Here is a 26,956-nt window from a genome sequence, read left to right as displayed (position 1 = left end):
CTGTCAGATTCCGGATTCCTGAATGTCCAAGCCTCGCCGCTACCTGTTCATCAGCCTGCTTGTCCTGTTTGCCGTCGGCATTGCCTGGTTTTCTCTGCGCAGTACGACGCCCGAGGTGCCTCCCGCGATCAAGCAGGGCTATCACGACGCCATGGAAAAGGCCCGCAATGGCCAACCGGGTGCCGCGCGAGTGCTCTATCAGCAACTGGCACGTCCGGACTTGTCAGACACACGCCGCGTCCTGTTGCATGCCGAACTGCCGAATTACCCGAGCCCGCAGGCGCTGAAACTGGCAGACGCTGACCTGCAAAGCCCTCTGGTCGAGGTTCGTCAGGCCGCGATCAGAAGCATTGTCGGGCTGGTGCCCAATGGCCAACGCAGCGTGTTGCTCGGGCCATTGCTCGACGACCGTGAGCAAACCGTGCGTTTTGCCACAGCGAACGCATTGCTGGGGCTTTCGCCGGATGATCTGGGGTTGTACTTCGGTCCTTTGCAGCAGGTCATCGATGAGTATGAGCATTTCCTGAAAAGTCAGCCCGAAAGCGCCGAGACCCACTACCAACTGGCTCGCCTGCACCTGCACAACGCTGAATTGAAAGAAGCCCAACAAGCACTCGATCAGACCTTGCGCCTGGACCCGGGCAACCTGCCGGCGCTGGTGATGCAGATCGAGGTGCTGGATAAACAGGGCCAGGTCGATGCCGCCCAACAAATGCTGGCCAGACAGTTGCAGGCCCAACCCGACTCCGCCTATCTACAGCATGCTTTAGGGTTGTGGTTGCTGCATCACGGACAAAACGAGCTGGCCTTGCTCGGACTTTCAAAAGCGGTAGAACTGGCTCCCGACAATAAGGAATACCGCTACGACCTGGCCACCACGTTGCACGGCCAGGAAGAACTTGAAGCGGCGCAAAAGCAGCTTCAAGAGATCGTTCAACGTCACCCGGCCGATCGCAAGGCGCGGGTAACGCTGATCAACTACTGGAAGGAAAGCGGCCAGTTGCAGAACGTTCAGGTGCTGCTGGCACAGCTTGAGCAGATGAATCCGGATGATCCGGCGTTGCAGCAAGGGCTGTAAAAGATGGGCCGTAGGGTATTGAGTGGGGCTTACGAAAGCATTTCCTGCATCAATACCTGCAATTCATCCAGATCGAACGGCTTGGCCAAAATCGGCGCTTTTTGCGCGATCGGGCTGCCAGACTCACGAATTTCCTGCGGGTAACCGCTGATGAAAATCACCTTGAGTTCAGGTCGCAGCTTCACCGCAGGTTCCGCAATCTGTACGCCGGAGATGCCGCCGGGCAGACGGTAATCGGTGATCATCATATCCAGGTGCGGTTTGCTGGCGAGAATTTCGAAGGCCTGCTCGCCATCTTCAGCCTGCAAAACCCGATATCCTTCACCCGACAGGTAGGCGACCAGTACCATCAGGATCGAGGGGTCATCTTCAACGATCAATACGACGTCTTGTGCATCTTCACTCATGGGAAGCCTTTGTTCGGTCAATAGCTGCTGATACGACCCTTCGGTCATGCAGAGGTTGCGTTGCTTTGTCAGTTTTCCTACAGCGGTAGGCAAATACGAAATAACGAACCTTGATTAATCTTGCTCTCAACGGTGATGGATCCGCCATGGGCGGCGACGATTTGCTCGGAAATAAATAGCCCCAGGCCAAGTCCGGCCACCGCGGTTTTTGCCGACACACGCTCGAACTGCTGAAAATACGTTTCTGGTTTTCCTCACTGATGCCAATTCCCTGGTCCCGGACCTCGACCCGCGCTTCGCCATCCTCGCGGTACACGTGCACCTCAATCGGACGCTTGGCACCGTAACGCAGGGCGTTGGTCAGCAAGTTGGACACCACCTGCTCAATACGAAACTCATCCCAATTGCCTTCCACCGGTTGCGGCGCGACAAACGTCACCGACGACTCCACCTGCGGTGCAAAATTCTGCAACAGGTTACGCGCCAACTGCGCCAGATCAAAACGGCTGGGGCGAATCGATAGCTTCCCCGTGCGAATCCGCGATACATCAAGCATGTCCTCGATCAAGCGAATCAGGCTCTTGATCTGCCGCTCATCGCGATCGACCATTGCGTGCATCTTGTCCAGGGCAAACGCAGCAGCATTATCCCGGGCCAGGTGCATCTTGCGCAGCTGGGTTTCGAGGATCAGCCCGTTCAACGGCGTACGGACCTCGTGAGCGACGATCGACATGAAGTCATCGCGCATGCGCACCGCCTGCTCCAGTTCGTTCTGCGTGGCCTGCAATTGTTTGAGTAACGCCTCCTGCTCACGACGGCTTTGTTCCAGGGCTTCGACCTGCAGCTTCATCGCCTTGCGCTGTCGGTACAGCTCGACAAACACATTGACCTTGCTTTTCACCGCGTGGATATCCAGCGGTTTATGCAAAAAGTCCACCGCGCCACTTTCGTAACCCTTGAACGCGTAATTGCGCTCGCGCCCAGCTGCACTGACGAAAATAATCGGAATGCTTCGGGTTTTCTCGGTACCGCGCATCAGTTCGGCCAGTTCGAAGCCATTCATGCCGGGCAACTGCACATCGAGGATGGCGATGGCGAATTCGTGTTGCAGCAGCAATGACAAGGCTTCGTCCGCCGATCGCGCCTTGTACACCATGCGGTCCTCACGCGTGATCAGCGCTTCGAGCGCCAGCAGGTTCTCTGGCAGATCGTCGACGATCAACAATTTGGCCTGGATATTACTCAGCATACTTGCGGTAGATCCGTTCTTGTTTGACCAAAGGTTCAAATTGCTTGCCATAGGTCGAGAAATCCAGGGTTTCCTTACTGCCCAGCACCAGGAAACCACGATGACACAGCGACTCATGAAACAGCCCGAAGGCGCGATCCTGTAATTTTTTATTGAAATAAATCAATACATTGCGACATGAAATTAACTGAGTTTCTGAGAAAACGCTGTCAGTCGCCAGGCTGTGATCGGCGAAGGTCACGTTCTCGCATAGGGTCTTGTCGAAAATCGCGTGGTCATACGCTGCCGTATAGTAGTCGGCGAACGAACACTGACCACCGGCCTGCTGGTAGTTATGGGTGTAGGCACGGATGTTCGCCAGCGAGAAGATCCCTTGTTTGGCCTTTTCCAGCGAGCGTGGGTTGATGTCAGTGGCGTAAATGATGGTGCGCTCCAGCAAGCCTTCTTCGCGCAGCAGAATGGCCATCGAATAGACCTCTTCGCCCGTGCTGCACCCGGCAATCCAGATCTTGATCGAAGGATAGGTCTTGAGCAGCGGCACCACTTCCTGACGAATCGCCTGGAAGTGCGCCGGGTCGCGAAACATCTCGCTGACCGGAATCGTCAACAACTGCAGCAGCTGCATGAACGCCGTCGGATCGTGCAACACCCGCTCCTGTAACGCGGAAATGCTCTTGCACTCGAACTGATGCAAGGCGTGATTGACCCGACGCTGGATCGAAGCCCCGGAGTAGTCACGAAAGTCGTAGCTGTACTTGAGGTAGATTGCCTCGATCAGCAGCCGCAACTCGATTTCGCTATCTCTCTCCACTTAGATACGTTCCATCTTCGGTAACCACACGCGGATCAGCGAGAACAGGCGATCGAGGTCAATGGGTTTGGCCAGGTAATCGTTGGCGCCCGCCTGCAGGCAGCGCTCCTGATCGTCCTTCATGGCCTTGGCCGTCACCGCGATGATCGGCAGCTTGCGCCAGCGCGGGTCCTTGCGGATCTCGAGGGTGGCTTCATAACCGTCCATCTCCGGCATCATCACGTCCATCAGCACCAGGTCGATGTCATCCACCTCATTGAGTTTCTCGATCGCCTCACGACCGTTACGGCCAATCACCACGATAGCGCCCTTGTGCTCCAGTGCGCTGGTGAGAGCAAAGATGTTGCGCACATCATCATCCACCAACAGCACCTTGCGGCCTTCGAAAACCTTGTCGCGGCTGCGGGCAGTCTTGAGCATCGTTTGCCGCTCACGAGACAACCGCGATTCGACTTTGTGCAGAAAGAGTGTCACCTCGTCGAGCAGGCGCTCTGGCGAGCGTGCGCCCTTGATGATGATCGAGCGTGAATACTTGCGCAGATCCGCCTCTTCATCACGGGTCAGGTTACGCCCGGTATAGACGATCACCGGCGGGAACGAGCAAATGTCTTCGGTGGACATGCGCTTGAGCAAGTCATTGCCGAGCATGTCCGGCAGTTTCAGATCGATGATCATGCAGTCATAGAGCGTGTCGCGCAGCAGGTCCAGCGCGTCCTGGGCCAGGCCAACCGCGGTGATCTCAATGTCATCATCGCCGATCAGCCGGGCAATGCTATCGCGTTGCAGGTCATCGTCTTCCACCAGCAGCACGCGTTTGACCTTTTGCGTCAACTTGGCTTCCAGTCGCGCGAATACGTCCTTGAGCTCTTCGCGGGTGGTCGGCTTGAGCGCATAACCGATAGCGCCCATGTGCATGGCGGCCTCGACGCGGTCCTCGACAGAAATCACATGAACCGGGATGTGGCGGGTTTCGGCCTGTTCTTTCAGGCGCTGCAACACCGTCAGCCCGGAATGGTCCGGCAGGCGCATGTCCAGCAGGATCGCATCCGGCATGAATTGTGTCGCCAGCTCAAAACCTTCATCGGCACCGTGAGCCACCAGGCATTGATAGCCCAGTTCGTGGGCCAGGTCGAAGAGGATGTGCGCAAATTTCACTTCATCTTCCACCACCAATATGCAACGGCGGGTGAACGGCGCCTTGCCACGGTCATCAGCAAAACGCGGAATCCTCGGTTCATCGATCAACGGTGCAGGCGCGGCAGTCACCTTGGGAACAGCGACGACCGGTGCGATCTTCAGCAACTCACGCGGCTCATCGCCGGGTTCGACATACTGCATAGGCAACACCAGCGTGAATGCGCTGCCCTGCCCCGGTTCGCTGATGACGCTGATCGAGCCGCCAAGCAACGCCGCCAGGTCACGCGAAATCGACAAGCCCAGCCCCGTGCCACCGTAACGCCGGTTCGTGCTGCCATCGGCCTGACGGAAGGCCTCGAAAATACTTTCCTGCTGATCGCTGGAAATACCGATGCCCGAGTCACGAACGATAAAAGCAATACCCTCGGCCGGCTGCCTGGCGACAGTCAGGCTGACGCTGCCCTTCTCGGTGAATTTGATAGCGTTCGACAACAGGTTCTTGAGCACCTGCTCCAGACGCTGACGATCGGTGAACAGCATCAACGGTGCATCGGCTTGCAGCAGGACGTCGAATGCCAAGTGCTTGTCCGCTGCCAGCGGTTCAAACATGCCCCGCAAGCTACCGACCAGACCCGCGACGCTGGCATTCTCGGGGCGTACTTCAAGCTTGCCGGCCTCGACCTTGGAAATGTCAAGAATGTCGTTGATCAGGTGGAGCAGATCGTTACCGGCCGAGTAGATCGATTCGGCAAACGTCACCTGCTCAGCGCTGAGGTTTTGTTGTGGGTTCTCTGCCAACAACCTGGCGAGAATCAACGAACTGTTCAGCGGCGTGCGCAGTTCGTGGGACATATTGGCGAGGAACTCGGATTTGTACTGGCTGGAGCGCTGCAACTCTTGCGCACGCTCTTCAAGTTGTACCTGGACCTGGCTCAACTCACCGTTCTTGCGATCCATTGCATCGCGCTGCTCGGCCAGGAATTGTGCCTGCTCGGCAAGCTGCTCGTTGCTCTGCTCAAGCTCGACCTGCTGAGTCTCCAGGTGTCCCTGGGACTCTTTGAGCACCCGCGACTGTTCTTCCAGTTCTTCGTTGGCAGTCTTCAGTTCTTCTTGCTGCACCTGCAACTCTTCATTGAGTTGCTGGGTTTGGGCGAGCACTTCCTGCAATCGTTGGCGATAACGCGCCGCTTCGATGGAGGTGCCGATATTCCCGGCAATCAGCTCCAGCAACTCGACATCACGCTCGGTCAGGGTGCGCAGGAAACCCAGTTCGATCACACCGTTGACCCGCTCGTCATCGCGGGTCGGCACCACCAGCACACTGCGCGGCAGGCCCTCCCCCAACCCGGAGCTGACTTTGAAATAGCCGGCGGGCACTTCATCCAGACGAATCAGCCGACCTTGTTGTGCCACCTGTCCGGTAATGCCCTCGCCACTGTCGATCGCCTGCTCGCGCCCTTCCTGCTCGCGGGAGAAACCATAAGAGGCTATGCGCGTGAGGCCTCCGTGCTCTTCTTTCACATACATCGCACCCACAACAGAGTCCAGATACTGCGCGCAAAATTGCAAAATATTGCGGCCCAGCAGATTTAACGACAGTTGCCCAAGCACCTGTTCCGCCAACTCGGCCTGGCCATTACGCAGCCAGGCTTGTTGTTCCAGACGATGTGCGCTGCTCTGTTGCGCCGCGAGGTTGGCACTGTAACTTTTCGACAGACTGAGCAAATCGCGACGGCCGACATAGGCCAGCAAACCACTGATAGCGGCAACAAACAGCAAATAAAGGGAAATGGTCAAAACCGTCGTGCGGCGAACCTCTTCGCTGCGCGTGATACGCAACTGTTGCTCCATGTCGATGACATCTTCGTACTGCTTGCGGATTTCATCGGTCAGACGCTTACCCCGGCCAGACTTCACGGCGGCCCGATAATCACCGCTGCTGTGCTGCAAATCGATCATGGTCTGTGCGTAATCGTTCCACTCGACCTGCAACGCCTCGAGCCTGCGCAAGCGATCGACCTGCGGCGGGTTATCGGCCGTCAGCTCCTGCAAGGTCTTGAGCGCAACAATGATCCTCGGTTTGGCCGTTTCGTAAGGAGCGAGAAAATGCTCGTCACCGGACAACAGAAAACCACGCATCCCGGTTTCCAGGTCGACCGTCAGCGTTAACGCTTCGTTGGCGTTATTAATCACCCGGTCCGTGTGCTCGACCCATTGGATCACCGACAACAGATAGGTGATCAAAGAGACAAAAAACACCGCGCTAAGCACGCCCATCCCCAGCGGCAAGCTGATATTGCGGCTCAGCAGTTTGCGGAAACTTTGCTCATCAACCGAAGACGAAGAGGTCATTGGGTGGCCTTTGTGAACCGTTGTGAGTGAAGGAGTTTGCCCCATAAACGCATCTTGGATCCATTTTTCTGACAGCCTTGTCGGCAATATCCCGCAGCGCTCTGCATGATTCAGAGAGAACGGTTACCCTGTCGACTCAAGCCGGTCACTTCAATCGACCGGTGACCGAACGCCTTCTTCTGAGAGCCACCACCATGTCAGCCATAGCGCCCACCATCCTTGTAGTCGAAGACGACACCATCGTGCGCATGCTGATCGTCGACGTGCTGGAGGAACTGAAATTCAAGGTGCTGGAGGCCGACACAGGCCACGCAGCGCTTGCCCTGCTCAACGATAGCGCGCAAATCATCGATCTGCTGATGACCGATGTGGGATTGCCGGAGATGGATGGCCGGGAGCTGGCCGCTCAAGCGCGTGTGCTGCGTCCGGCGTTGCCGATTCTGTTTGCCAGTGGCTATTCGGAAAGTATTGAAGTGCGGGAAGGTATGTCAGTGATTGGCAAGCCGTTCTCTATCGACCAGTTGCGCGATAAAGTCCTGAGCATGTTCGCGGCTTGAGCTCAGCTTTTCTTGCGCACTTCATTCAACGTACTGGCCACTTTCAAGTGTCGGTACAACAAGGTCGACGCCCATTCCCGATCGCCCTGCTCCAGCGCGTCGATAATTTCCAGGTGTTCACGGCAGGAAATGCGAACCCGCTCCAGGTTCGACACGGTATGAAATTCAGTGAGCCGACGCAGGCGGTTTTGCTGCTGCACGGTTTGCAGAATGAAGCTATTGCCGGACGCAGCAGCGAGCAATTCATGAAATTCGGCGTTGGCTTCGAAAAAGCTCAGGCTGTCGGGAGTGCCTTCGAGCAGTGCCTGCTGCTTTTCACGGCAACGCTGTAGACGTTCACGCGGCAGATTGAAGGTCGGTTCGAGCAAGCCCGCAGGTTCCAGGAGCATGCGGAAGCGATAACTTTCGAAGCGTTTTTCGGCCGAACTCAACGTGGGCAAAAACATCCAGCCGTGCCCATGTTTGCGCTGCATGACACCTTCGTCGGACAAACGCAGCAAACAACGGCGCAATACCGCTTTACTTGCACCGTAACGACGCAACAGATCACTCTCCATCACCTGATCGGGAATCGCCTGAGCCAGTCGGTCATCGATCAGCCGCTGATACAGCGCCTCATCCTCACCGACTGGCAGATTGACCTTGGCCAATTCGTCGCTGAGCGGCGTATCCAGTACGCAGTAGCCCTGATGGGGCAAGCGTCCGATCACTTGTTCTTGCGCCAGATAGACCAACGCCCCTCGAATCGGCGAGCGAGACACGCCAAAGCGCTCGGCCAGTTCGACCTCTTTGAGGTGACTGCCGGGGGTTAACTCGCCAGACCGGATCGCCATGAGAATCTGCGAGGCAACTTTAGTCTGAAGTGCGGTGGGTTGGGTCATTGAAAAACGTCCATGAATCAGCTGCCAGACGCTAACCCATGAATCGAGAAACTTCCAGTCAATACAAGTGCATAACGCACCGTTGAGCGCTTGCCGGGCACAATAAACACCGCCAGCTGTGGTTTAATTGCGCCCCTTGTTTCTCCCCAGTCTTCTGCCTGCATCAAGGAAATCCCGTTCATGAGTCAGCCCCGCGCAACCAAAGTCCTGGTCATTGGTTACGTCTGGCCCGAGCCGCGTTCATCCGCAGCCAGCGGACACGTGATGCAAATTCTTGAAACGTTTTTGCAGCAAGGCTGGGACATCACCTTCAGCAGCCCGGCCGGTATCGGCGAACACAAGGCCGATCTGGCAGAGTTGGGTATTCGGGAAGTCCCCATTGAGCTGAACAACAGCAGTTTCGATGCCTTCGTCAGCGATCTGGCTCCGGATATCGTGCTGTTCGATCAGTTCATGATGGAAGAACAGTTCGGCTGGCGTGTCGAGAAACATTGCCCCACTGCCCTGCGCGTACTTGAGACCTCTGATCTGCAGAGCTTGCGACATGCCCGGCACCAGCGGCTCAAGGACCGCCTGAAGGCCAGTGACGACGCCAATGATTTCAGCGAGTTGTTCGCCCCGGCGTTGGGTGAAGAGTTCGAACTCATGGCCGATACCGATCTGGCCAAGCGTGAAATTGCTGCGCTGTACCGTTGCGACCTGAACCTGATGATCTCGGAGGTGGAAATCGAATTGCTCGTCGAGCAATTCAAGTTACCGCGCCAGTTACTGCACTGGTGTCCGCTGATGCTTGATCCGATCACTCAGCCGTTTACACCGTTCGAAGACCGCGCGCACTTCCTCAGCATCGGCAATTTCCGCCACGCCCCGAACTGGGATGCCGTGCTCTGGATGAAAACCACTCTCTGGCCGCTGATCCGGCAACAATTGCCCGGTGCGCAGCTGCACATTTATGGCGCCTACACGCCGCCCAAGGCGACCGCGTTGCACAACCCGAGCCAGGGTTTTCACGTGATGAACTGGGCCGAAGACGCCTTGCAGGTCATGTCCGCAGCGCGAATCTGCCTGGCTCCGCTGCGTTTCGGCGCGGGCATCAAGGGCAAGATTGTCGACGCCATGCTCTGTGGTACGCCGAATATCACCACGCCGATCGGTGCGGAAGGCATGAGCGCAGGCCAGCCGTGGCCGGGGGCCATCGGAGAAACAGCCGCGGCACTGGCCGATGCCGCCGTAGCGCGTTACAACGACAAGGCGCTGTGGCTGGAGTCTCAGGAACATGGCCGACGGTTGATCAATGAACGTTATCGACAGCAGGTACACGGCCCCGCCTTGATCGAGCGCCTGGCGTACTGCCGCGACAATCTCGATCACATCAGAAGTCATAATTTTATTGGCAGCATGCTGCGCCATCACGCTCACAAAAGTACCCAGTATATGGCGCAGTGGATTGAGGCTAAAAATCGAGTCAGCTCATAAACGCTATCTCTATCGACCCCAAGTAACGCGCATGACTTCTCTTGCCGATAAATCATTTCTTTGTTTGGCCGAAAAGAAACGCCAGGGCATTTAATTACTTGGACACTTTTGTCACCTTGTAATTAAGCACCCAGTGGATTACCTATAACTCACGGGTGCCGCTGAACGCTCGGCGCACGCGACAAGTCATCAGGACTGGTATCTATCTAATACTAAGCAATGGAACTGCATCATGGCGAACTCATACCCCCACAAACAATGGATGTCCGAAACACGTTACATGGACCGTCTGTCCATCGGTGAAATAGTTTGGCCGGGCGCCCACAATTCCGGCGTCGACCGTGACGCCTCTTATCCGCTTCATATCGCCGCCATTTCCAACTGGGTGGTGTGTCAGGATGGCCCGTTCATCCAGCAACTCAATGAAGGCGTGCGAGCGCTCGACCTGAGGTTTCACGCTGATGAACACTGGATGGGCATCAAGAAATTCCATACGTTTCACGGCCCTGCTACAGGTCGCTCGTTAAGTGAGCTGATTAAAAGCCTGAAGTATTTCCTCAATGAAAATCCAGATGAATTTATTATTTTGGACCTGCACGAATTGAAGACATTGAATGGCGACGCCTTCGACTACAAGACGTTTAATACTGTCATCATGAATGAACTAGGGCTGCGACTCATTCCTGAGAAAAATAAAAGCCTTACGCTCGGAGAACTTAAAAAGCTCAGTCGTCAACAACGGATCGTACTGGCAGCCGCATGGCATCCTGACTTCAACAGCCCGCTGTATTGGGGCGGTATCAGCCACCAGTGGAGCGGCACGGACATTACGCCTCCCAATGAGCTGAAGCAGCACATTGCACGGACATTAAAATCCCCGCCATCGGGTGCTATGCCATGGTCATTGTCGGCAACCAGTTATGAGTTGTTGGTGGGTGTGAAAAGAATCACCACAGAACTGAACGAGTGGTTCGGCCCGACGTCTGGCTGGGCACCGAAATGTAGCATTATCAATGTCGATTTTTTTGGAGACTCTTCACTGATCGACTACTGCTGGGAGTCGAATATGATCAAGGGGCGAGCCAAACACTAGGCTCTGTACGAAAACTGCCTGCGCGTCGACCAAGCTGCGTTAAAAACAGGCTCGGAATGCTCATTTAGAGGCCTAAAGTCGCGTGCGACCCCAGCCGTTCCTCGCCTGTTTTTGCCTTGCCTGATCGCCGCTCGGCGAGTTTTCGTACAGACCCGCCCCCCGAACAATCGAAAATCCTCGCCTCGCGGCGCGACAGGTTGGAACTGTCTTCCTGAAAGTGCATCATCAAGTCGCGATAACCATAAAAGCGCCCTGCCATGACCCGAGCCGCCCGAGTCACCGACCCATCCTACGAGCTGATGGATGACCACAACGGGGTGTCCATCATCTATCGCCAGCACGGATTCCCCTGCCCCAATCTGCCCCACAACTGGATCAGTCAGGTGGCCGAAGACGAAGTGGTGCCCAAGCGCGACATGCTGGTGAACTTCACCGATGAACTGTTCGAAAGCGGCCATCAGGTGTTCGCCGAACTGAAAAGCCTGACGCCCCTGCTGGAGCGTGCGCAGTGGATTACATCATCGCCCACTACGCTCGCGAACTGCCGCTGGAGGAGGTCGCCGAACACCTGGGCATGACCCCTACCCACTACCGTCCCTGAGTTCCAGGCCGTCGGCACTCAGGTCGGCAAGCTGTTCTCTGCCGCGCTGATCGGCCAGACCACCATCGACCAGGCCCTGGCCGCCGCCCAGCAAACCACCGAACGTGAAATGAAGCGCGCGGGTTATCCAAAGTAACCCTGCACCCGTAGGAGCTGCCCCCCCAATCGGTTGTGATCGCCATGAATACCTCGACTCTCAAAGCACAAATGAATACCCCGGTGGCTTGCAGCGAAGACAGTGAGGCCGCGGCACTTGGCGCGGCCATTCAGGCGGCGTGGTGCGCGTCGGGGACCGGGATCCAGCAAAGTCTGTTGGCGTTGTGCGAGCGCTGTGTCAGCCTCGACCACCGCTGCGAAACCCAACCTGTCGTGGCGAATGTAACGGCCTACCAACCGGCCTATGAGCCCTATCGCCAGCAGGTCGCAACCCTTTAAAGAGTGAACATCTATGTATCTGGTGTGTGGTGAAGCACTGTTTGATTTCTTCAGCGAAAACGAGGCCAGCGGTCAGGCTTCAACAGTGAATTACAAGGCGATTGCCGGCGGATCACCGTTCAACGTCGCCGTCGGTCTACGCCGTTTGGGTGTGGACGCGGCACTGTTCGCCGGACTGTCCACCGACTACCTCGGCCGGCGCTTGCAGCAGGTGCTGGCAGACGAAGGGGTACGCCCGGATTACCTGCTGGACTTCGACGCGCCCACCACCCTGGCGATGGTCGCGGTCGGTGCCAATGGCTCGCCGCATTACAGCTTTCGCGGTGAAGGCTGCGCTGATCGTCAACTCACGCTGGCCCATCTGCCAGCGTTGAACGAGCAAGTACGCGGCCTGCACATCGGCTCGTTTTCGCTGGTGGTGCAACCGATTGCCGACACGCTGCTGGCGCTGGTGCGCCGGGAAAGCGGTAAACGCCTGATCAGCCTCGACCCGAACGTGCGGCTCAATCCCGAGCCCAACATCGAGTTGTGGCGTTCGCGTATCGCGGAGTTGGTCCACCATGCCGACCTGATCAAGGTCAGCGACGAAGACTTGAGCCTGCTGTATCCGGAACGTGACCCGCAGAGCGTGATCGACGGCTGGCTGGAGCATCGCTGTCAATTGGTGTTCCTGACCCGTGGTGGTCAGGGCGCAACGGTGTTCAGCCGTCGCCACGGCAGTTGGTCCGCGTCGGCAAGTAAGGTGGTCATTGCCGACACCGTCGGCGCCGGTGACACCTTCCAGGCTGCGTTGATTACCTGGCTGACCGAGCAACAGCTCGATTCGGTCGACGGTTTGCAGCGCTTGAGCCGCGAACAGATCGACGCAATGCTCAGGTTCGCCATCAGCGCTGCGGCCCTGACCTGCAGCAAGACCGGGCCGGATTTGCCGTATCGGCATCAACTAATCTGACACGGTCCCCGCATCGAGAAGGTGCAACTCACCGGCCACTTGCACCTTGAACCAGTGGGTTTAATCCTGCACCATCGCGCCCTGGTTATTCAAAGGACGGAATCAAGGCATGCTGGATGCTAACGCTACCCATATTTCTCTTACCCTCGAAGGTGTTTCCACGGACCTTCAGGTGCTCAGTTTCGTAGGCCGCGAAGCGCTCAATCAGCCATACTGCTTTGACATCGAACTGCTCAGTTCCCGTCCCGACCTGAAGCTTGAAGAGCTGCTGCACAAACCTGCCTGCCTGACCTTCGGCGCGACCGGCGAAGGCGTCATTCATGGCCTGGTCTACCGCATCGCTCAAGGCGATTCGGGCAAAAGCCTGACGCGCTACAGCATCAGCCTGACCCCGCAGCTCAACTACCTGCGGCACAACCATGACCAGCAGATATTCCAGCAACTGAGCGTGCCGAAGATCATTGCCCAGGTCCTCGAAGCCCGCGGCATTCTGTCCGACGCCTACCGTTTCCAGCTCAGCGCGATCTACCCCGAGCGCGTGTACTGCGTGCAGTACGACGAATCCGACCTGCATTTCATCCAGCGCCTGTGCGAAGAAGAAGGCATTCACTTCCACTTCCAGCACAGTGCCAGCGGCCACAAACTGGTGTTCGGCGATGACCAGACGGTGTTCCGTAAACTGGCGCCGGTCACCTATCAGCAAGACTCCGGCATGAGCGCCGACAAACCGGTGATCAAGCGCTTCAACCTGCGCCTGGAAACCCGCACCAGCCGCGTCAGTCGCCGTGATTACGACTTCGAAAAACCGCGCATCCTGCCTGAAGGCGCAGCCAGCAGCGCGTTCCTGCCGGACCTGGAAGACTACGACTACCCCGGCCGCTTTACCGACCGCGCACGCGGCAAGCAACTGGCGACCCGCGCCCTCGAACGTCACCGTAGCGACTACCAACTGGCCGAAGGCAAAAGCGATCAACCGATCCTGGTCAGCGGTCACTTCCTGGCCTTGAGCGAGCACCCTAGGCCTGAGTGGAATGACCTCTGGCTGCTGCTGGAAGTCATTCACGAAGGCAAACAGCCGCAAGTGCTGGGCGAGTCCATCACCAGTGACGTCACCCAGAACAAGGATGACTTCCACCAGGGTTACCGCAACCGCTTCCTCGCCACCCCGTGGGACGCGCACTACCGCCCTGCCCTCGAACACCCGAAACCGAAAGTGCTGGGCAGCCAGACCGCTGTGGTCACCGGCCCCAAGGGCGAAGAAATCCACTGCGACGAATACGGCCGCATCAAGGTGCAGTTTTTCTGGGACCGCGACGGCCAGTCCGATGACAAAACCAGTTGCTGGGTCCGCGTAGCCACAGGTTGGGCCGGTAGCGCCTACGGCGGCATCGCCATCCCGCGCATCGGCATGGAAGTGCTGGTGACCTTCCTTGAAGGCGACCCCGACCAACCGCTGGTCACCGGGTGCCTGTACCACAAGGAAAACCTCGTTCCCTACGACCTGCCGGCGAACAAAACCCGCAGCACCTTCAAGACCCTCAGCTCACCGGGCGGCAAGGGCTACAACGAGCTGCGCATCGAAGACAAGAAAGGTGCCGAACAGATCTACCTGCACGCCCAGCGCGACTGGGACGAAAACATCGAGCACGACCAGAAAATCCGCGTCGGCAACGAACGCCACGACACTGTCGAAGCCAACACCCTCACCGAACTCAAGGCCGAAGAACACCGCATCACCCATCTGGATCGCAAGACCGAAGCGCGGGCGGACGATCACCTGACCGTCGGCGTGACTCAGCATGTGAAGGTCGGCACGGCGCAGTTCGTTGAAGCGGGGACGGAGATTCACTACCACGCGGGCGACAAGGTAGTGATGGAAGGTGGCATGGAACTGACGGCCAAAGCTGGCGGGAGTTTCGTCAAGGTTGATGCGGGGGGTGTGACGATTAGTGGGGCTGAGGTGAAGGTGAATTCCGGTGGTTCGCCGGGGAGCGGGACGGGAATCGGGATTTTGGTGCCTGGGTTGCCGTTGATTGCTGATCAGGCTCGGGCGGGGAACACGCTTAAATCCGGTACGGCAAATAGTGAGAAGTTTGACGAGCAAATCCGCTTTGTGACAGGGCTTGGACAGCCTATCAAGTCGGTGAAAGCCGCCATTATTGTTCCTTCCGCAGTGGCTCCGAAGATTTCAAAAAGTAATGCAGACGGCCTTCATCCTCGTGTCGAAACGGACACTGCCGAGACGGCAGAAGTCCATTTGATGTGGGACGAACTGATTGTGCCGCCAGGCTCTGACGATTACGAAGCGAGTAGAAATAAATGAGCGCACCCGTAGCTACTTTTAAGACCAATAGCCAGAGCTGCTCGGTTCAAGACGTTACCTTGAAGTGTGACAAGCTGTGGACGATGGGGCAGCAGGAAGCAATCAATCGCTTGAGTGTGCCGGAAAAGAGTGTTTTCTCTAAATCTACAAAAATGGTTCTGGTTTCAGATTTCGGTGCCCGAGCGGCACGGATCGCTGCTGCTTATGCCGAATTTTATCTGGAGCGCGGCGAAGACGGAAAACCGGATTTAAAGGGTCGATTTTACTGGATGGGGTTGGCTGCCTTTGCCAGTAAGCAGGTTAAATGCGGATTGGATTTTATTCCTGCGGAGCCTTACCTGACGATTGGAGTCCCCCCTATTGGCCAGCCGCCCCTAAGGATTGGTAAGAAAGGGCTTGGCAAGGGGAATTTTTGGTTATTTCAAGATATATTTGTATGGCACTGGTTTTATAAAAAACATCCGCAGCAGTTTGATGAGTGCGCACCTGTTCGCAATGCGAAAAGTTGTGATGCGCAGGTGCAGATGAATATAGATCAATTGCCGTGGGCCGACGAGGCTTTGCCAGTATTAAAGAATCTTGCGTTGACGCCCGATGTAAAAAAAGGTTTTGAGCGAATTAAGGAGTCTGAGAGCACGTCAGATCCAGCAACTAAAAGAAATTTGCAATTAAAGTCACTTCTTGCCATTGCTGATCATGAGCAACGAAGGATTCTTCAGCCACTGATTTACAACGAATTCTTTTTTCAAGCGACATTGAAAGCCCAAGCTGCATTTGAGTGGGCTCCTTTTGTACCGGTACGAGTCGCCGCTTTCAGTACTGCGTGCGATGTAGATGATAAGGAATTAAGGGTTCAAATGGACAAGGGCAACCTCTACAGCGAATCAGATCGTATGGAATTTATTGGAAAAATTGCTGCCCAGTATCATAAGTTGATGGGTTTTAAAAAAGACTATATGGAAGAGCAAATTGAAACCATTGCCACTTGGAATAATGCAGTATGAGGCTCTATTGCTTTGTACTATTTTTTTGCTTAGTGCCTGTGGTGATGCAAGAGACACTGGGAGTGGTTCTATGACGGGCAAGAAGTCGACGATCGAAATTCAGTTGCAGGAAGATATCAACACTTTGTTGACCGCAAGCCCTGTGAAGTTTTCTGAAGAGTGCATGTCACAGGTGAATATGTGCTGGTACAAAATTGATAAGTCCTTTGGTGATGCTGATCTACCTTCTGTAAAGGTCAATGGGGCTTTGATACTTGATGATGTTGCAAGTGTGAGTATTGCGATTGATAAAGATGTAGGGAAAAACATAGGAAGTCTTGACTTATCCGTTAGATCCCTCCCTGATGGCAGTAAGCATGAAGAGTATCAGGCTTTCTTATACGGTCTGTTAGAAAAAATAAAATCAGCAGGCTGGACTCATTATTATGCGCCGTCCGATCCGCGGATATCAGGTTCGCAAATTGATAAGATTAGCTCGCCTGGTAAGGTGCTTGGAGACTATGTCCTGAGTCATCCATGGTTAGATCCTGACTATCGCCTGGATCTAGATCGCTGGTTGAAAGTAGACGATTTTTATGATTGGAATTTTTATAATAATGGGAATTACCTAACCCTGAGGGCACAGCGGCACGACTCTGACGATGCCCCTAATGAACGCGGAACATATTTGGTAACTTTGAACTTTACAACAGAGCGCGAATACTGGGCACCTGCGTTTAGTGAGTCAAAAGACAAGGCACGCTGGAAAGAGTTGTTGCCGGGTCTTCTTAAGAACTACAAAGCTATTCGTGATGCTCGTGAAAAAAAGGCGATTGATGCGGGTATAGAAATTGATAGTGACTATCAAGACCCTCCAATTAAAGCGCTGAAATAAATCACTCTTCGTTGAGAGAGGGGTAGTTAAGTGCCTCCCTCTCTTTTAAAATTTAAGTTTGAGCGAGTTTGATGGCATATTTATGGGCATTAGTATTTTTGGCGTTGACGGGCTGCGATAACGCCAACCAAAGCTTTGTCGCTGTAACAGAGCCTACCAAGGTAGAAGCCCATTCCGGGAATGATGCCACGCTGATTGGTGAAGACATTCCCGACTTTTCTGATCAGACACCCTTTATGTCTATTCGGGCCGGTGGAGACGAATGGGGCTTAGCCGATATCGCTCTGCTCGCGCCAGACCTTCCGGGCATCGTTGATCTTGGGCAAGTTGGCGAACTTTGGATGGCGATGTTTCCTCTCACTTCGCTTGTTCAAGTAAGGTTTCTTGCTGGCCCGGACTCTCCTGTGACGCACGTGAACATGGCGGTGGTGTTTTCAAATAGTCCGCTTCCCGCCTATTTCGAGACGGATGCGCAAGGAGAATCACCCAGGTATTACGTACAAATAGGCGTCGTCGCGAATATCTACTTCGTGTGGGATGAGTTGATTGTTCCGGAGGGTGCCGACGATTACGAAAAAAGTCGGAATAAGGGGTTGCTGCCGACGCTGCGTGATTGGCATCCCACTGAGGTTTTGATGCCCCGTCTCATGCAGTTGGTGCAGTAGAAGGACAGAGGACTTCAGGATCGCCAAACGGCCATCAACCAAGCTGTACGACACAATAAAAAAGATTCGCACAAACAAGCCCGGCTTTTTCGGGAGATGGGCTTGCTGTGCAATGGTTAAGTCAGACTGGCGCTGTCCACCCCAACATCCGCTGCTGAGCCACCTTCAACAGGTCGCAACCATCCTGAGTCAGCAGATAAAGCGCATGGGTAATGTGCGGAATGTCCTGGACATCGCCGTGTTTGAAGCACTGGCAGTGCAGCGTCTCCAGCAGGTCGCTGGAGGCACGGATTCGCTGTAGAGCGGCTTCAAGTATGTCTTGGGGATTGGCCTCGGTATCGATGACCATTGGGTTTGAGTCGGTAACGCTGCTTTTGATGGCACGATAACGATCGGGAAATGGATTTAACGTAGGCATTAGGATTACTCGGTTGTTTGATAAGTAACCGCCGCATCGTGACCAAACGATGGGAGGCGGACTGTGTACAGGCTTGGTCAACCGAAACAACCAATCGGCTCGCCTAAAGGCGTCCCGCACACAGCCGCCATAACAACGCACTACGAGGACATGGATGTCCGCAGCGCGAATGATGGCACATATATGCACGGTTATTATCAGGTGACCAAACCCGTTCGCTGATTTTGCAGCGACGACGAACAGTAAACCCTTGCCGCTGACTGGCGAAAGGCGACGATGCCTATGACGTTGTAGGAAGGAGCCGAAGCTCGCTCAGGTTTTTATCGTGAGGATATTGGTTGGTAAAGCGCCCACCGGCGAGTTCCTCACCCGCGGTGGTTAGGGCGCAACAGTCGACGGCTTGCAGCGCTTGAGCCGCGAACATACGCATGAAATAGTCGGCCTTCCCCTTAAGCCCCGTCACCGCAGGCTATAGAGACCAAAAAACACCCCATCCCTTTCAATCACCTGAACACCCACTGAACTTAACCCTTGGTTAATCCTGTGGTCCAACAGTAACTGGACCGCGTTCGCGCAGAACCTTCTGACGCCCTCCGCGGCAGAGCCGACATCGTCAGGTGTCGCGCTGACTTCACGTCTGCACCGGAGATTTCTCATGAACATGCGTATATTGCTGGTGGCCTCTGCCCTCGCCTGCACCGGGTTTGCCGGGCTGGCGCTAGCCGACTCCGCACCTTCCCAGCCCGTGCCTTATCACTACGGAATGCCGCTGCACGTCAACAAAGTGATTTCGATGACCGAGCCCACCACGCAGGATTGCAAGGTGGTGACGGCGGAGATGAGGTTCATCGACAACGTCGGTAAACAGGAGGACATCAGCTACCTCAAGCTGTCGGATGCCTGTCACTATCAGAACTGAATAATGGCGCTGCACAGCGGCATTTGGCGATGGGCGTGAGCGAGGCCAAAGGTTATGCTTTGGCCTCCCCTTACTGCCGCAAGGATTCGCCATGCAGTTGTCGTTTCGCACACTGTCTACATTTACCGCTGGCCTGTGCTTTGTTCTGGCGCTGATCTGGGGCGTTATGCCCGACGCCATGCTGTCGATCTGGAGTGTCGGCTATTCAGACGCAACAGGGTTGGTAGCCAGACGCAGCGCGGTGTTGTTTGTGGCGCTGGGCGTGATGTTTTACCTGGCTCGAAACGCATCGCCGTCCGTTTCGCGGAGCGCGCTGAGCAGCGGTTTGATGGTCGGAGCGTTTGGGCTGGCGGCGCTGGGTGTCGGCGAATGGCTCAATGGCCATGCCGGCCCCGGTATCTTGCTGGCGGTGGCGGTGGAGATCGCGCTGGGCCTGGCATTTCTCCAGACCCAGCGTATAACCGTCGGACTCGCAGAAACCGTGGATTAATGCGCACGGACCTTTGACGCGAGCACATGGCTGCCGGGGGTGTGATCCTCCAGGTCGTGGCGCAATTCAGCGATCAGGTCGTTGATTTCACGACAGCCGTTAAGAGTGTTCGCGTCGATGCCGGTCACCACCAGATCCAGTTGGTCCGTCTGGTGGTTGTCGTAGACCTTGACGGTCATCGACAGGTCCGGTGACAAGGTGCACTGGCAACGTTTAGGCAAAAAACTGTGTTCAATGATATTGCGAAGTTCCAAGGCAGACAGAAACATTGCAACCCTCCCGTTTTATAGGACCATCGATCAATCGCCGGGTTAACCGCCGTCAGTCTTGCCAATCTTTATCTCGCGGTTTTTCCTGGGGGTGTTTTTCATGAACTGGAAGAAAGCATAAAGCATGCCCGGGAATTCGCACGACGGGCTGTCGGTAAATCAGCGATTTGCGACGAACCGCCGAATGGCCTCATGCAAAACGCATGATTCGCCACTCATTATCCCGCACGTTGCCAGCTCCGCCGTCGTGGTTTGCATTGAGCGGCCAGCGCAGTGAGAATGCTCGCGTTCACTGACTCAACCAAGAGCAAGGAGGCATCATGCGCTCATCTATTCTCACCGCGTCGGCGGTGCTGCTGTCCGGCCTGTCTACTCTGGCCAGCGCTACGAAACTCGAAGACGTTGCCCCCTATCCCAAGGCTGAAAGCGGTTTTACACGCCAGGTGATTCACCTCGCGCCGCAAACCCGGGAAGACAACTACCAGGTCGAAATCCTCGCCGGAAAAACCCTGACAGTAGATTGCAATCACCAGCGTCTGGGTGGCGCGCTGGAGGAAAAAAACCTCGAAGGCTGGGGTTATCCGTTCTATCGACTGGAGAACGTCATCGGCCCGATGAGCACGTTGATGGCGTGCCCGGACGGCAAGAGCAAACAGGACTTCGTACCGGTCGTCGGTGAGGGTTTCCGGCTGCGTTACAACAGCAAGCTGCCGATTGTGGTCTACGTGCCAAAGGACGTCGAAGTACGCTACCGGATCTGGTCGGCGTCGGACACGGTCGAGAAAGCCCGTCAAGAATAACCGGAGCGCAGACAATGATTACCTGCCACGTCAAATACGTGATCGACCCTTACCAACTCGCCGACTTTGAAGCTTACGCCAAGGCCTGGCTCAGCGTTGTCGAACGACTGGGCGGTACCCACCACGGGTACTTTCTACCTTCTGAAGGCGCAAGCAATATCGCTTATTGCCTGTTCAGCTTCCCTTCGCTCGCAGACTACGAAAGCTATCGACATGTTGCTCTGAGCGACACCGAAAGCACTGCGTTGGTGGCGCAAGTGGTGGAGAAGAAATTCATCCTCAGTTACGAGCGGACGTTTCTGCGTCCACTGCTCGCCTGAATCCCTTTCGGCGACTTACACCAGTGCGCCGCTCAATGCGGCGCGCTCGGCCACATGTCGCAAGCTATCAAAATTGATATTGGCCCCCGAGTCGATCGCCACCAGGGTCTGACCCCGGACACCGGTTTGCGCCACGTACTTCTTGATCCCGGCAACAGCCAGCGCGCCGGATGGCTCGGTGATTGAGCGGGTGTCGTCGTAAATGTTCTTGATCGCCGCGCACAGCTCGTCGTTACTAACCGTCAGCACTTCATCGACGTGATGGCGACAGATCTCAAAGCCGTAAGCACCGATCTGCGCGACCGCTACACCATCGGCGAAGGTGCCTACGCTCGGCAGCACCACTCGCTCTCCCGCGAGCATTGCTGCTTGCAGGCACGCGGAATGTTCCGACTCGACGCCAATAATGCGGATGTCCGGTTGCAGGTATTTGACGTACGCGGCGATGCCGGCAATTAAACCGCCACCCCCACCGGGACGAAGATCGCGTCCAATGGGCCTTGATGCTGACGCAGGATTTCCATGGCCACCGTGCCCTGCCCGGCAATGACATCCGGGTCGTCGAAGGGCGCAACAAAGGTGCGTCCGGTTTGCCGGGCCAGGTTCAAGGCGTACTCCAGGGCGAACGGAAAGCTCTCGCCATGCAACAGCGCATTCGCGCCGCGACTGCGCACGCCAATCACCTTCAACTCCGGCGTTGACGTAGGCATGACGATGCTCGCCGCGATCCCCAATTCGCGCGCCGCCAGTGCCACGCCTTGAGCGTGATTTCCGGCCGACGCAGTGACCACGCCACGAGCCTTTTGCGCGTCGCTCAGTTGGGCCAATTTGTTGTAGGCACCACGAATTTTGAAGGAAAAGGTCGGTTGCAGGTCTTCGCGCTTGAGCAAAATCTGATTGCCCAACACCTCGGACAGCGCCGGTGCCACTTGCAAGGGCGTGCGCACCGCCAGTTCATAAACCGGTGCGGCGAGGATTTTTTTCACGTACTGCTCAAGCAGGGCCTGCTTGGCGGTGGCGGTGCTGGTGTCCATCAACGTCTCCTGGCTTTGTTCGGAGCCCCGGAGACAGAAAATGAAAACCCGCCTCTAGGGCGGGTTGGGTGCAGTCGTCAGCTAGCCCGCCAAATAAGGAATGGCGGTAATAATGCTTGGCTGGCGGCGCGATACGGTGGAAGTCATGACTCGAAATTAGCCGCGCGCGAAAGGCAAGTCAATGGCCCATTTTCTATCGAGTGCGATAGTTGATCGCTAAGGGGGCGCCGGTGAAAATGTCAGCGCCACATGCCCGGTCTACAGCACCGGCTCACCAGGCCTGCCCGCGACGCTTGAGTTCGAGCCTGCGGACGAACTCCTCGAGCACCAGCGAGTACAGATCATCCTGCAAATAGGCGTCTTCGATACCGGCGTCGATGTTCGGATTGTCGTTGACCTCGATCACCACCACTTTGTCGCCGGACTGCTTGAGGTCGACGCCGTACAGACCGTCGCCGATGAGATTGGCGGTTTTCACTGCAAGGTCCACCACCGCCTTGGGCGCCTCATGAACCGCCAGGGTCCGGCACTCGCCGTTGATGTCCTGGCCCTTGGCTTTGTGGTTGTAAATCTGCCAATGTCCTTTGGACATGAAGTACTGGCAGGCGAAGATCGGTTTGCGGTTGAGCACGCCAATGCGCCAGTCGTACTCGGTGTAGAAGAACTCCTGCGCCAGCAGCAACACCGAATGCTCGAACAGCTCGGCAGTAGCTTCGAGCAAGGCTTGTTGACTTTCGACCTTGATTACCCCTCGCGAGAAACAGCCGTCAGGAATTTTCAGCACCAATGGAAAACCCAGTCGCTCACCCACCCGCTCAAAATCTTCCGGTCGTTCCTTGTAGAGAATTTCCGTGGCCGGCATGCCCAACTGATGGCTGTTGAGCAAATCCGTCAGGTAGACCTTGTTGGTACAACGCAGAATTGACGCAGGGTCGTCCATCACCACCAAGCCTTCACTTTCGGCTTTTTTCGCGAAACGATACGTATGGTTGTCGACACTGGTCGTCTCGCGGATCAGCAATCCGTCGTATTCGGCGATACGCGCGTAGTCTTTGCGCTCGATCAGCTCGACATCGATGCCCAGCCCCTTGCCCACCCGGACAAAATTCTCCAACGCCCTGGCATTGGATGGCGGCAGCGCTTCCTGCGGATCGTGGAGGATTGCCAGGTCATAACGGGCCAGTCGTCGTGAACGCGGCATGCGCCAGATCTTGCGACTGAAACTGTCCAGCGAGTTGGCGAAGTGATCTTCCTGATCTTCTCGTAACTTATGCAATGCCCCGGACTTTACCCCTTCAATGTGCCAACCGTTACGCCGACGGAACTCCACCAGCAATATCGGACAGGGAAACACTTCAAACAATTGACGCGCCAAATCCTGCAACGGCTCGATATTGGTTTTTCCAAAATAGAGTGTCAGGGTAAATCCTTCAGTGTCGCTATAAAGATGATGACTCAAGGCCTTGTCCAATGTCTTGTCCAGATCATCCAGGGCCAGCCCGTAAAGGGACTTTCGAGTCAGTTCACTGATGGTTCGCACCGAAGGAATCACCTTGTGCCCCCGGGCTTCAGCCAGCAATGAGCAGTAGTAGCCGTGCCCCAGGTACTTGTAGCTGCGACACAGGTTAATCACCTGAACCCGTTTGCCCTGCTCGCTGCCGCGGGTGTGTTCGAGATATTCCTGGGCACTGACGATGTCTTCACTGGGAAAGTAAGACGCCCAGTCTTCCTTGCGCTCGACAATAATAACCAATTGACTGGACGTTCTCGCAGTCTCGGATAAATAAGTAGCTTTAGTTATTGCTGCCGGTAAACTTTGCTCCGATACTTCACGCCAATGACCTTGTAATGCTGACATAGTGATTGATCCGTTGGAGAACAAGACCTTTCCTATTAAGCACGAACTTTTTCGAAAGTCCCGTTTCGTTACGCAACTTTTACGGCGGCCCTATGAATCTTGTCTTTCGCCTTGCAGTACTGGACGACCTGGCGGCACTTCTGGAACTTGAGCAGCAATGTTTCACCACTGACCGGCTCAACAGCCGTAACTTCCAGTGGATGATCAACCGTGCCCACGGGCAGTTGATTGTTGCCGAGGGCGAAGGCCTGTTGCTCGGTTACGCTCTGGTGCTGTTTCACCGCGGCACCTCGCTGGCACGGCTTTACTCGATTGCCATTGCAGTTCAGGCACGCGGCGCCGGTCTGGGAAAAAAACTCCTGGAGAAAATCGAGGCCTGCGCGCTGGAGCACGATTGCGCCTATCTGCGCCTGGAAGTGCGCACCGACAACCCAGCGGCGATTGCGCTGTACGAGCGTAACGGCTACCGGCGTTTTGCGTTGATTCACGACTACTACGAAGATCACGCGGATGCCTTGCGCCTGGAAAAGCGCATCCTCGAACACCGCGATGGCCGCAGCATCAGCGTGCCCTATTACGCGCAAACCACCGACTTCACCTGTGGCCCGGCCTGCCTGTTGATGGCCATGAATGCATTGCAACCGACTCGCGTCATGGAGCGCCGTGAAGAAGTACAACTTTGGCGTGAGGCGACCACCGTCTTCATGACCTCAGGTCACGGCGGCTGTAGCCCTCAGGGGCTGGCGCTGGCAGCCTGGCGGCGGGGTTTTCGGGTACGGTTGCAGGTGAGCATGGCCGGGACATTGTTTCTCGACGGTGTACGCGATGAGCATAAAAAAGACGTCATGCGCCTAGTGCACGATGAGTTCGAAACGCAGCTGAAACAGAGCGATGTCGAGCAAGTGCCTGGCGGCGTGCTCGATCTGCCTCGTCTGCTGGCCGATGGCGGACAGCCGCTGGTGTTGATCAGCAGCTACCGCTTGACCCGCTCCAAGGCTCCGCACTGGGTGATCGTCACCGATTGCGACGAAGAGTTTGTCTACCTGCATGACCCGGACATCGACCACAGCCAGCACCGCCAGCCGATGGACTGCCAGCACCTGCCGGTCAGCCATGGCGAGTTCGACAAAATGTGCAGTTTTGGCCGCGGGAAGCTGCGGGCAGCGGTGGTCGTGTATGGCCGAGGATGATCATCCATTGCCGGGTCTCGAATGTCGCACCGCCATCGCTGGCAAACAGAATGCCACCCGGCAACGCCTGAATTACGGTCAATGCCACTCAATAACCGCTGGTGTCCGAATCACGGGGTGGCGGGTTGGGCGGGATAGATGGTTTGACCGTACCCGGCGCAGTGCCGCTGCGCGGATAGCCATTGCCGATCCCGCCGTTTTCGAGGGTCGGTGGACGGTAAACCGGCACGGTGTTCGGCCCGCGGATGACCGGCGCGCTGGGTTGGGTACCCTGCATGCTGTTGGGATTGACTCGACGAATCGGGTCGTTGTAGGGGTTATCGGGGTTGTCAGGGAGATTCTGGGCAAGCAGCACAGGATGCTCCACCGTCGCCGCCAGCATGCCAATGTCTGCGCCGGCCTGGGTCAGAGTGCCAAGCAAGCCACTCAACGCCAGCGCGCTGGTACCGAGCACAAACCTGTTCATGGTGGAGTTCCTCCAGTGCATGCAGATAGGGTCTTCGATTACACGCTACGCGCAGGATTCGCCCCTGTGAAGACAATACTCCAGCACAGATGTAACACCGATTAACCAACCACACCGCAGAACGGCCGGAAAACCGCAACGCAGCGCCAGCAAAGGCTGCTGACGCGTTGATCGTGCTCAGATCAAAACAATAATGGCCAGCAAGCCGCCGAAAATCGCCCACTTCTCCAGGTAGTAGCGCGTCCGGTTGCGCTTTTTCAGTTCTTTACCGCGCAGACGAACTTTGTAGACTTTGCCGAAAAACCGGTTCAAGCCACCGGTTTTATCGCCTGCATCGTTTGGCGCGCCAGCAGCGGACATCACGTTGCGGCTGAACCAGCGATTGAACGCTGTGGCCCAGCGGTACTTCAGCGGACGCTCGATGTCGCAGAACAGGATGATGCGGTTCTGCTGGGTGGTGTTTTCGGCGTAATGAATGTAAGTCTCGTCGAACATCACCGCCTCGCCATCGCGCCAGTGATAACGCTCGCCGTCGACCTCGATGTAGCACCCCTCGTCGTTAGGCGTATCCAGACCCAGGTGATAACGGTACGAACCGGCATACGGGTCGCGGTGACGAACCAGTTTCGAGCCCGGTGGCAATTCGGCGAACATCGCCGCCTTGATCGAGCCGATGCTTTGCACCAGCTCCGTGGTGCGCGGGCAGAGCTTGGTGGCCGACGGGTGGCTGTCGCCGTACCACTTCAGATAAAAGCGCTTCCAGCCGGTTTTGAAGAACGAGTTGAAGCCCACATCGTCGTATTGGTCCGAGCGCTTGATCTCCCCTGCCCTGAGCAGATTCTGGCCCTCGGCGCGGATTTCCTGCCAATTGGCCTGCAACGGGCTCAGGTCCGGGAAGTCGGCAGGATCCAGATAAGGCTTGTTGGGGATTTTCGAAAACAGGTACAGGAAGCAGTTGATCGGCGCCAGAAAGGTCGAATGATCACTCAACTGACGACTCAGTTTGTGCCGGATACGGCCACGCAGATGCACATACGCAATGGATAAAACGTAGAGGGAGACAATGATGAGTTTCACGGGAATTCGTCACAGTTCAGAAAAATACATGCCACGCGCCACAAGGCTGATTTAAGCGCGGCGTCCGAGATCCAACTATCAAGTGAATCGGTAAAGCACGGGAGCCCGAGCAGAAAGCTAGCTCATGGCCACTGGGGCGTATTCTAGTCATACTTTGTAATTAAAGGTTAACTTACATTTGTGAAAAATGGTGGAGGCGTTGTGCCAGAAAAACGCCTGT

At 56.1% G+C, this 26,956-nt stretch carries 24 protein-coding genes and 5 pseudogenes; 17 read left to right on the top strand and 12 right to left on the bottom strand.

All coding sequences use genetic code 11. The features are described from left to right. Positions 1 to 22: 22 nt before the first annotated feature. Complete coding sequence (locus BLL42_RS26635; RefSeq protein ID WP_071555542.1) at positions 23 to 1,078, top strand: tetratricopeptide repeat protein; 1,056 nt, start codon at positions 23 to 25, stop codon at positions 1,076 to 1,078. Between the two features lie 29 nt (positions 1,079 to 1,107). On the opposite strand, the gene BLL42_RS26630 is transcribed toward BLL42_RS26635, so the two are convergent. From BLL42_RS26630 to BLL42_RS26615, 4 genes and pseudogenes are all read right to left on the bottom strand, one after another. Further along, entirely contained in the window at positions 1,108 to 1,485 is a 378-nt protein-coding gene (locus BLL42_RS26630) for a response regulator (RefSeq protein ID WP_071555863.1), read from the bottom strand. 77 nt (positions 1,486 to 1,562) lie between these two features. Beyond that, positions 1,563 to 2,734: pseudogene (locus BLL42_RS26625) on the bottom strand (hybrid sensor histidine kinase/response regulator). Further along, positions 2,724 to 3,545, bottom strand: coding sequence for a CheR family methyltransferase (locus BLL42_RS26620; protein WP_071555541.1), 822 nt, complete (start codon positions 3,543 to 3,545; stop codon positions 2,724 to 2,726). Before BLL42_RS26620 ends, BLL42_RS26625 begins: the two are co-directional and overlap by 11 nt. After that, complete coding sequence (locus tag BLL42_RS26615; RefSeq protein ID WP_071555540.1) at positions 3,546 to 7,034, bottom strand: response regulator; 3,489 nt, start codon at positions 7,032 to 7,034, stop codon at positions 3,546 to 3,548. It abuts the gene before it with no gap. 194 nt (positions 7,035 to 7,228) lie between these two features. Here BLL42_RS26615 and BLL42_RS26610 point away from each other — a divergent pair, with 194 nt between their 5' ends. Next, positions 7,229 to 7,591 carry a response regulator gene (locus tag BLL42_RS26610; RefSeq protein WP_071555539.1) on the top strand — a complete coding sequence of 121 codons (363 nt, stop codon included), beginning with the start codon at positions 7,229 to 7,231 and terminating at the stop codon, positions 7,589 to 7,591. Positions 7,592 to 7,593: 2 nt separating this feature from the next. Here the strand turns inward: BLL42_RS26610 and BLL42_RS26605 are convergent, their stop codons facing one another. Then, positions 7,594 to 8,472: a GntR family transcriptional regulator gene (locus tag BLL42_RS26605; RefSeq protein WP_071555538.1), complete on the bottom strand. Its 879-nt coding sequence runs from the start codon at positions 8,470 to 8,472 to the stop codon at positions 7,594 to 7,596. A gap of 17 nt (positions 8,473 to 8,489) precedes the next feature. Continuing rightward, a complete protein-coding gene (locus BLL42_RS30100) occupies positions 8,490 to 8,654 on the bottom strand; it encodes a hypothetical protein (protein ID WP_161492360.1) in 165 nt (54 codons plus the stop codon). Here BLL42_RS30100 and BLL42_RS26600 point away from each other — a divergent pair. From BLL42_RS26600 to BLL42_RS26560, 10 genes and pseudogenes are all read left to right on the top strand, one after another. Beyond that, positions 8,653 to 9,948, top strand: a complete 1,296-nt coding sequence (locus tag BLL42_RS26600) for a glycosyltransferase (RefSeq protein ID WP_071555537.1) — start codon at positions 8,653 to 8,655, stop codon at positions 9,946 to 9,948. The two genes, BLL42_RS30100 and BLL42_RS26600, sit on opposite strands and share 2 nt — an antisense overlap. A gap of 232 nt (positions 9,949 to 10,180) precedes the next feature. Beyond that, positions 10,181 to 11,041, top strand: a complete 861-nt coding sequence (locus BLL42_RS26595) for a phosphatidylinositol-specific phospholipase C domain-containing protein (protein ID WP_071555536.1) — start codon at positions 10,181 to 10,183, stop codon at positions 11,039 to 11,041. Positions 11,042 to 11,298: 257 nt separating this feature from the next. After that, a pseudogene (locus BLL42_RS31175) lies at positions 11,299 to 11,633 on the top strand (cupin domain-containing protein); the annotation flags it as partial. Further along, a pseudogene (locus BLL42_RS29880) lies at positions 11,632 to 11,778 on the top strand (sugar ABC transporter substrate-binding protein); the annotation flags it as partial. The pseudogenes BLL42_RS31175 and BLL42_RS29880, both read left to right, overlap by 2 nt. 71 nt (positions 11,779 to 11,849) lie before the next feature. Next, positions 11,850 to 12,077: pseudogene (locus BLL42_RS26585) on the top strand (xylulokinase); the annotation flags it as partial. Between the two features lie 13 nt (positions 12,078 to 12,090). Further along, on the top strand, positions 12,091 to 13,029 hold the full coding sequence (locus BLL42_RS26580) for a carbohydrate kinase family protein (protein WP_071555533.1): 939 nt from the start codon (positions 12,091 to 12,093) through the stop codon (positions 13,027 to 13,029). A 109-nt stretch (positions 13,030 to 13,138) separates the two neighbouring features. After that, complete coding sequence (locus BLL42_RS26575) at positions 13,139 to 15,352, top strand: type VI secretion system Vgr family protein (protein ID WP_071555532.1); 2,214 nt, start codon at positions 13,139 to 13,141, stop codon at positions 15,350 to 15,352. Next, on the top strand, positions 15,349 to 16,356 hold the full coding sequence (locus BLL42_RS26570) for a DUF2515 family protein (RefSeq protein ID WP_071555531.1): 1,008 nt from the start codon (positions 15,349 to 15,351) through the stop codon (positions 16,354 to 16,356). Before BLL42_RS26575 ends, BLL42_RS26570 begins: the two co-directional genes overlap by 4 nt. A gap of 70 nt (positions 16,357 to 16,426) precedes the next feature. Next, positions 16,427 to 17,230: a hypothetical protein gene (locus tag BLL42_RS26565; protein WP_236721938.1), complete on the top strand. Its 804-nt coding sequence runs from the start codon at positions 16,427 to 16,429 to the stop codon at positions 17,228 to 17,230. A 71-nt stretch (positions 17,231 to 17,301) separates the two neighbouring features. Continuing rightward, complete coding sequence (locus tag BLL42_RS26560; RefSeq protein WP_071555529.1) at positions 17,302 to 17,895, top strand: hypothetical protein; 594 nt, start codon at positions 17,302 to 17,304, stop codon at positions 17,893 to 17,895. 121 nt (positions 17,896 to 18,016) lie between these two features. Here the strand turns inward: BLL42_RS26560 and BLL42_RS26555 are convergent, their stop codons facing one another. Then, entirely contained in the window at positions 18,017 to 18,313 is a 297-nt protein-coding gene (locus BLL42_RS26555) for a hypothetical protein (protein ID WP_071555528.1), read from the bottom strand. Between the two features lie 655 nt (positions 18,314 to 18,968). Between BLL42_RS26555 and BLL42_RS26550 the strand changes: the two genes are divergently transcribed. Beyond that, a complete protein-coding gene (locus BLL42_RS26550) occupies positions 18,969 to 19,232 on the top strand; it encodes a DUF2790 domain-containing protein (protein WP_071555527.1) in 264 nt (87 codons plus the stop codon). A 91-nt stretch (positions 19,233 to 19,323) separates the two neighbouring features. Beyond that, positions 19,324 to 19,722, top strand: a complete 399-nt coding sequence (locus BLL42_RS26545; RefSeq protein ID WP_071555526.1) for a hypothetical protein — start codon at positions 19,324 to 19,326, stop codon at positions 19,720 to 19,722. Here the strand turns inward: BLL42_RS26545 and BLL42_RS26540 are convergent. Continuing rightward, a complete protein-coding gene (locus BLL42_RS26540) occupies positions 19,719 to 19,991 on the bottom strand; it encodes a DUF1652 domain-containing protein (protein ID WP_071555525.1) in 273 nt (90 codons plus the stop codon). The genes BLL42_RS26545 and BLL42_RS26540 overlap by 4 nt on opposite strands. 320 nt (positions 19,992 to 20,311) lie before the next feature. On the opposite strand from BLL42_RS26540, the gene eco reads away from it, so the two are divergent. Together eco and BLL42_RS26530 are read left to right on the top strand one after the other, a co-directional pair. After that, the gene (gene eco, locus BLL42_RS26535; RefSeq protein WP_071555524.1) at positions 20,312 to 20,791 is read left to right on the top strand and encodes a serine protease inhibitor ecotin; all 480 of its coding nucleotides are present in this window, start codon (positions 20,312 to 20,314) and stop codon (positions 20,789 to 20,791) included. Between the two features lie 14 nt (positions 20,792 to 20,805). Then, positions 20,806 to 21,111, top strand: a complete 306-nt coding sequence (locus BLL42_RS26530) for an NIPSNAP family protein (RefSeq protein WP_071555523.1) — start codon at positions 20,806 to 20,808, stop codon at positions 21,109 to 21,111. A gap of 15 nt (positions 21,112 to 21,126) precedes the next feature. Here BLL42_RS26530 and ilvA read toward each other — a convergent pair. Next, positions 21,127 to 22,145: pseudogene (gene ilvA / locus BLL42_RS26525) on the bottom strand (threonine ammonia-lyase, biosynthetic). 271 nt (positions 22,146 to 22,416) lie between these two features. After that, positions 22,417 to 24,003, bottom strand: a complete 1,587-nt coding sequence (locus BLL42_RS26520) for a RimK family ATP-grasp domain-containing protein (RefSeq protein ID WP_071555522.1) — start codon at positions 24,001 to 24,003, stop codon at positions 22,417 to 22,419. Between the two features lie 92 nt (positions 24,004 to 24,095). On the opposite strand from BLL42_RS26520, the gene BLL42_RS26515 reads away from it, so the two are divergent. After that, positions 24,096 to 25,193 (top strand): GNAT family N-acetyltransferase/peptidase C39 family protein, encoded by a 1,098-nt coding sequence (locus BLL42_RS26515; RefSeq protein WP_071555521.1) that lies wholly within the window; start codon positions 24,096 to 24,098, stop codon positions 25,191 to 25,193. An 88-nt stretch (positions 25,194 to 25,281) separates the two neighbouring features. Here the strand turns inward: BLL42_RS26515 and BLL42_RS26510 are convergent, their stop codons facing one another. Then, positions 25,282 to 25,659 carry a hypothetical protein gene (locus BLL42_RS26510; RefSeq protein ID WP_071555520.1) on the bottom strand — a complete coding sequence of 126 codons (378 nt, stop codon included), beginning with the start codon at positions 25,657 to 25,659 and terminating at the stop codon, positions 25,282 to 25,284. A 177-nt stretch (positions 25,660 to 25,836) separates the two neighbouring features. After that, the gene (gene lpxO / locus BLL42_RS26505; protein WP_071555519.1) at positions 25,837 to 26,736 is read right to left on the bottom strand and encodes a lipid A hydroxylase LpxO; all 900 of its coding nucleotides are present in this window, start codon (positions 26,734 to 26,736) and stop codon (positions 25,837 to 25,839) included. Positions 26,737 to 26,956: the final 220 nt, after the last annotated feature.

This window comes from Pseudomonas frederiksbergensis, from assembly GCF_001874645.1.
GTDB classification, from domain to species: domain Bacteria; phylum Pseudomonadota; class Gammaproteobacteria; order Pseudomonadales; family Pseudomonadaceae; genus Aquipseudomonas; species Aquipseudomonas frederiksbergensis_B.
The sequence above is the reverse complement of the archived record's forward strand: the minus strand, read 5'-3'. Positions and strand labels throughout refer to the sequence as shown.

Coding starts and splice junctions, on each gene's coding strand:
- BLL42_RS26635 (WP_071555542.1), top strand. CDS start 23: ATGTCCAAGCCTCGCCGCTACCTGTTCATCAGCCTGCTTGTCCTGTTT.
- BLL42_RS26630 (WP_071555863.1), bottom strand. CDS start 1,485: ATGAGTGAAGATGCACAAGACGTCGTATTGATCGTTGAAGATGACCCC.
- BLL42_RS26615 (WP_071555540.1), bottom strand. CDS start 7,034: ATGACCTCTTCGTCTTCGGTTGATGAGCAAAGTTTCCGCAAACTGCTG.
- BLL42_RS26610 (WP_071555539.1), top strand. CDS start 7,229: ATGTCAGCCATAGCGCCCACCATCCTTGTAGTCGAAGACGACACCATC.
- BLL42_RS26605 (WP_071555538.1), bottom strand. CDS start 8,472: ATGACCCAACCCACCGCACTTCAGACTAAAGTTGCCTCGCAGATTCTC.
- BLL42_RS26600 (WP_071555537.1), top strand. CDS start 8,653: ATGAGTCAGCCCCGCGCAACCAAAGTCCTGGTCATTGGTTACGTCTGG.
- BLL42_RS30100 (WP_161492360.1), bottom strand. CDS start 8,654: ATGAACGGGATTTCCTTGATGCAGGCAGAAGACTGGGGAGAAACAAGG.
- BLL42_RS26595 (WP_071555536.1), top strand. CDS start 10,181: ATGGCGAACTCATACCCCCACAAACAATGGATGTCCGAAACACGTTAC.
- BLL42_RS26580 (WP_071555533.1), top strand. CDS start 12,091: ATGTATCTGGTGTGTGGTGAAGCACTGTTTGATTTCTTCAGCGAAAAC.
- BLL42_RS26575 (WP_071555532.1), top strand. CDS start 13,139: ATGCTGGATGCTAACGCTACCCATATTTCTCTTACCCTCGAAGGTGTT.
- BLL42_RS26570 (WP_071555531.1), top strand. CDS start 15,349: ATGAGCGCACCCGTAGCTACTTTTAAGACCAATAGCCAGAGCTGCTCG.
- BLL42_RS26565 (WP_236721938.1), top strand. CDS start 16,427: ATGACGGGCAAGAAGTCGACGATCGAAATTCAGTTGCAGGAAGATATC.
- BLL42_RS26560 (WP_071555529.1), top strand. CDS start 17,302: ATGGCATATTTATGGGCATTAGTATTTTTGGCGTTGACGGGCTGCGAT.
- BLL42_RS26555 (WP_071555528.1), bottom strand. CDS start 18,313: ATGCCTACGTTAAATCCATTTCCCGATCGTTATCGTGCCATCAAAAGC.
- BLL42_RS26550 (WP_071555527.1), top strand. CDS start 18,969: ATGAACATGCGTATATTGCTGGTGGCCTCTGCCCTCGCCTGCACCGGG.
- BLL42_RS26545 (WP_071555526.1), top strand. CDS start 19,324: ATGCAGTTGTCGTTTCGCACACTGTCTACATTTACCGCTGGCCTGTGC.
- BLL42_RS26540 (WP_071555525.1), bottom strand. CDS start 19,991: ATGTTTCTGTCTGCCTTGGAACTTCGCAATATCATTGAACACAGTTTT.
- eco (WP_071555524.1), top strand. CDS start 20,312: ATGCGCTCATCTATTCTCACCGCGTCGGCGGTGCTGCTGTCCGGCCTG.
- BLL42_RS26530 (WP_071555523.1), top strand. CDS start 20,806: ATGATTACCTGCCACGTCAAATACGTGATCGACCCTTACCAACTCGCC.
- BLL42_RS26520 (WP_071555522.1), bottom strand. CDS start 24,003: ATGTCAGCATTACAAGGTCATTGGCGTGAAGTATCGGAGCAAAGTTTA.
- BLL42_RS26515 (WP_071555521.1), top strand. CDS start 24,096: ATGAATCTTGTCTTTCGCCTTGCAGTACTGGACGACCTGGCGGCACTT.
- BLL42_RS26510 (WP_071555520.1), bottom strand. CDS start 25,659: ATGAACAGGTTTGTGCTCGGTACCAGCGCGCTGGCGTTGAGTGGCTTG.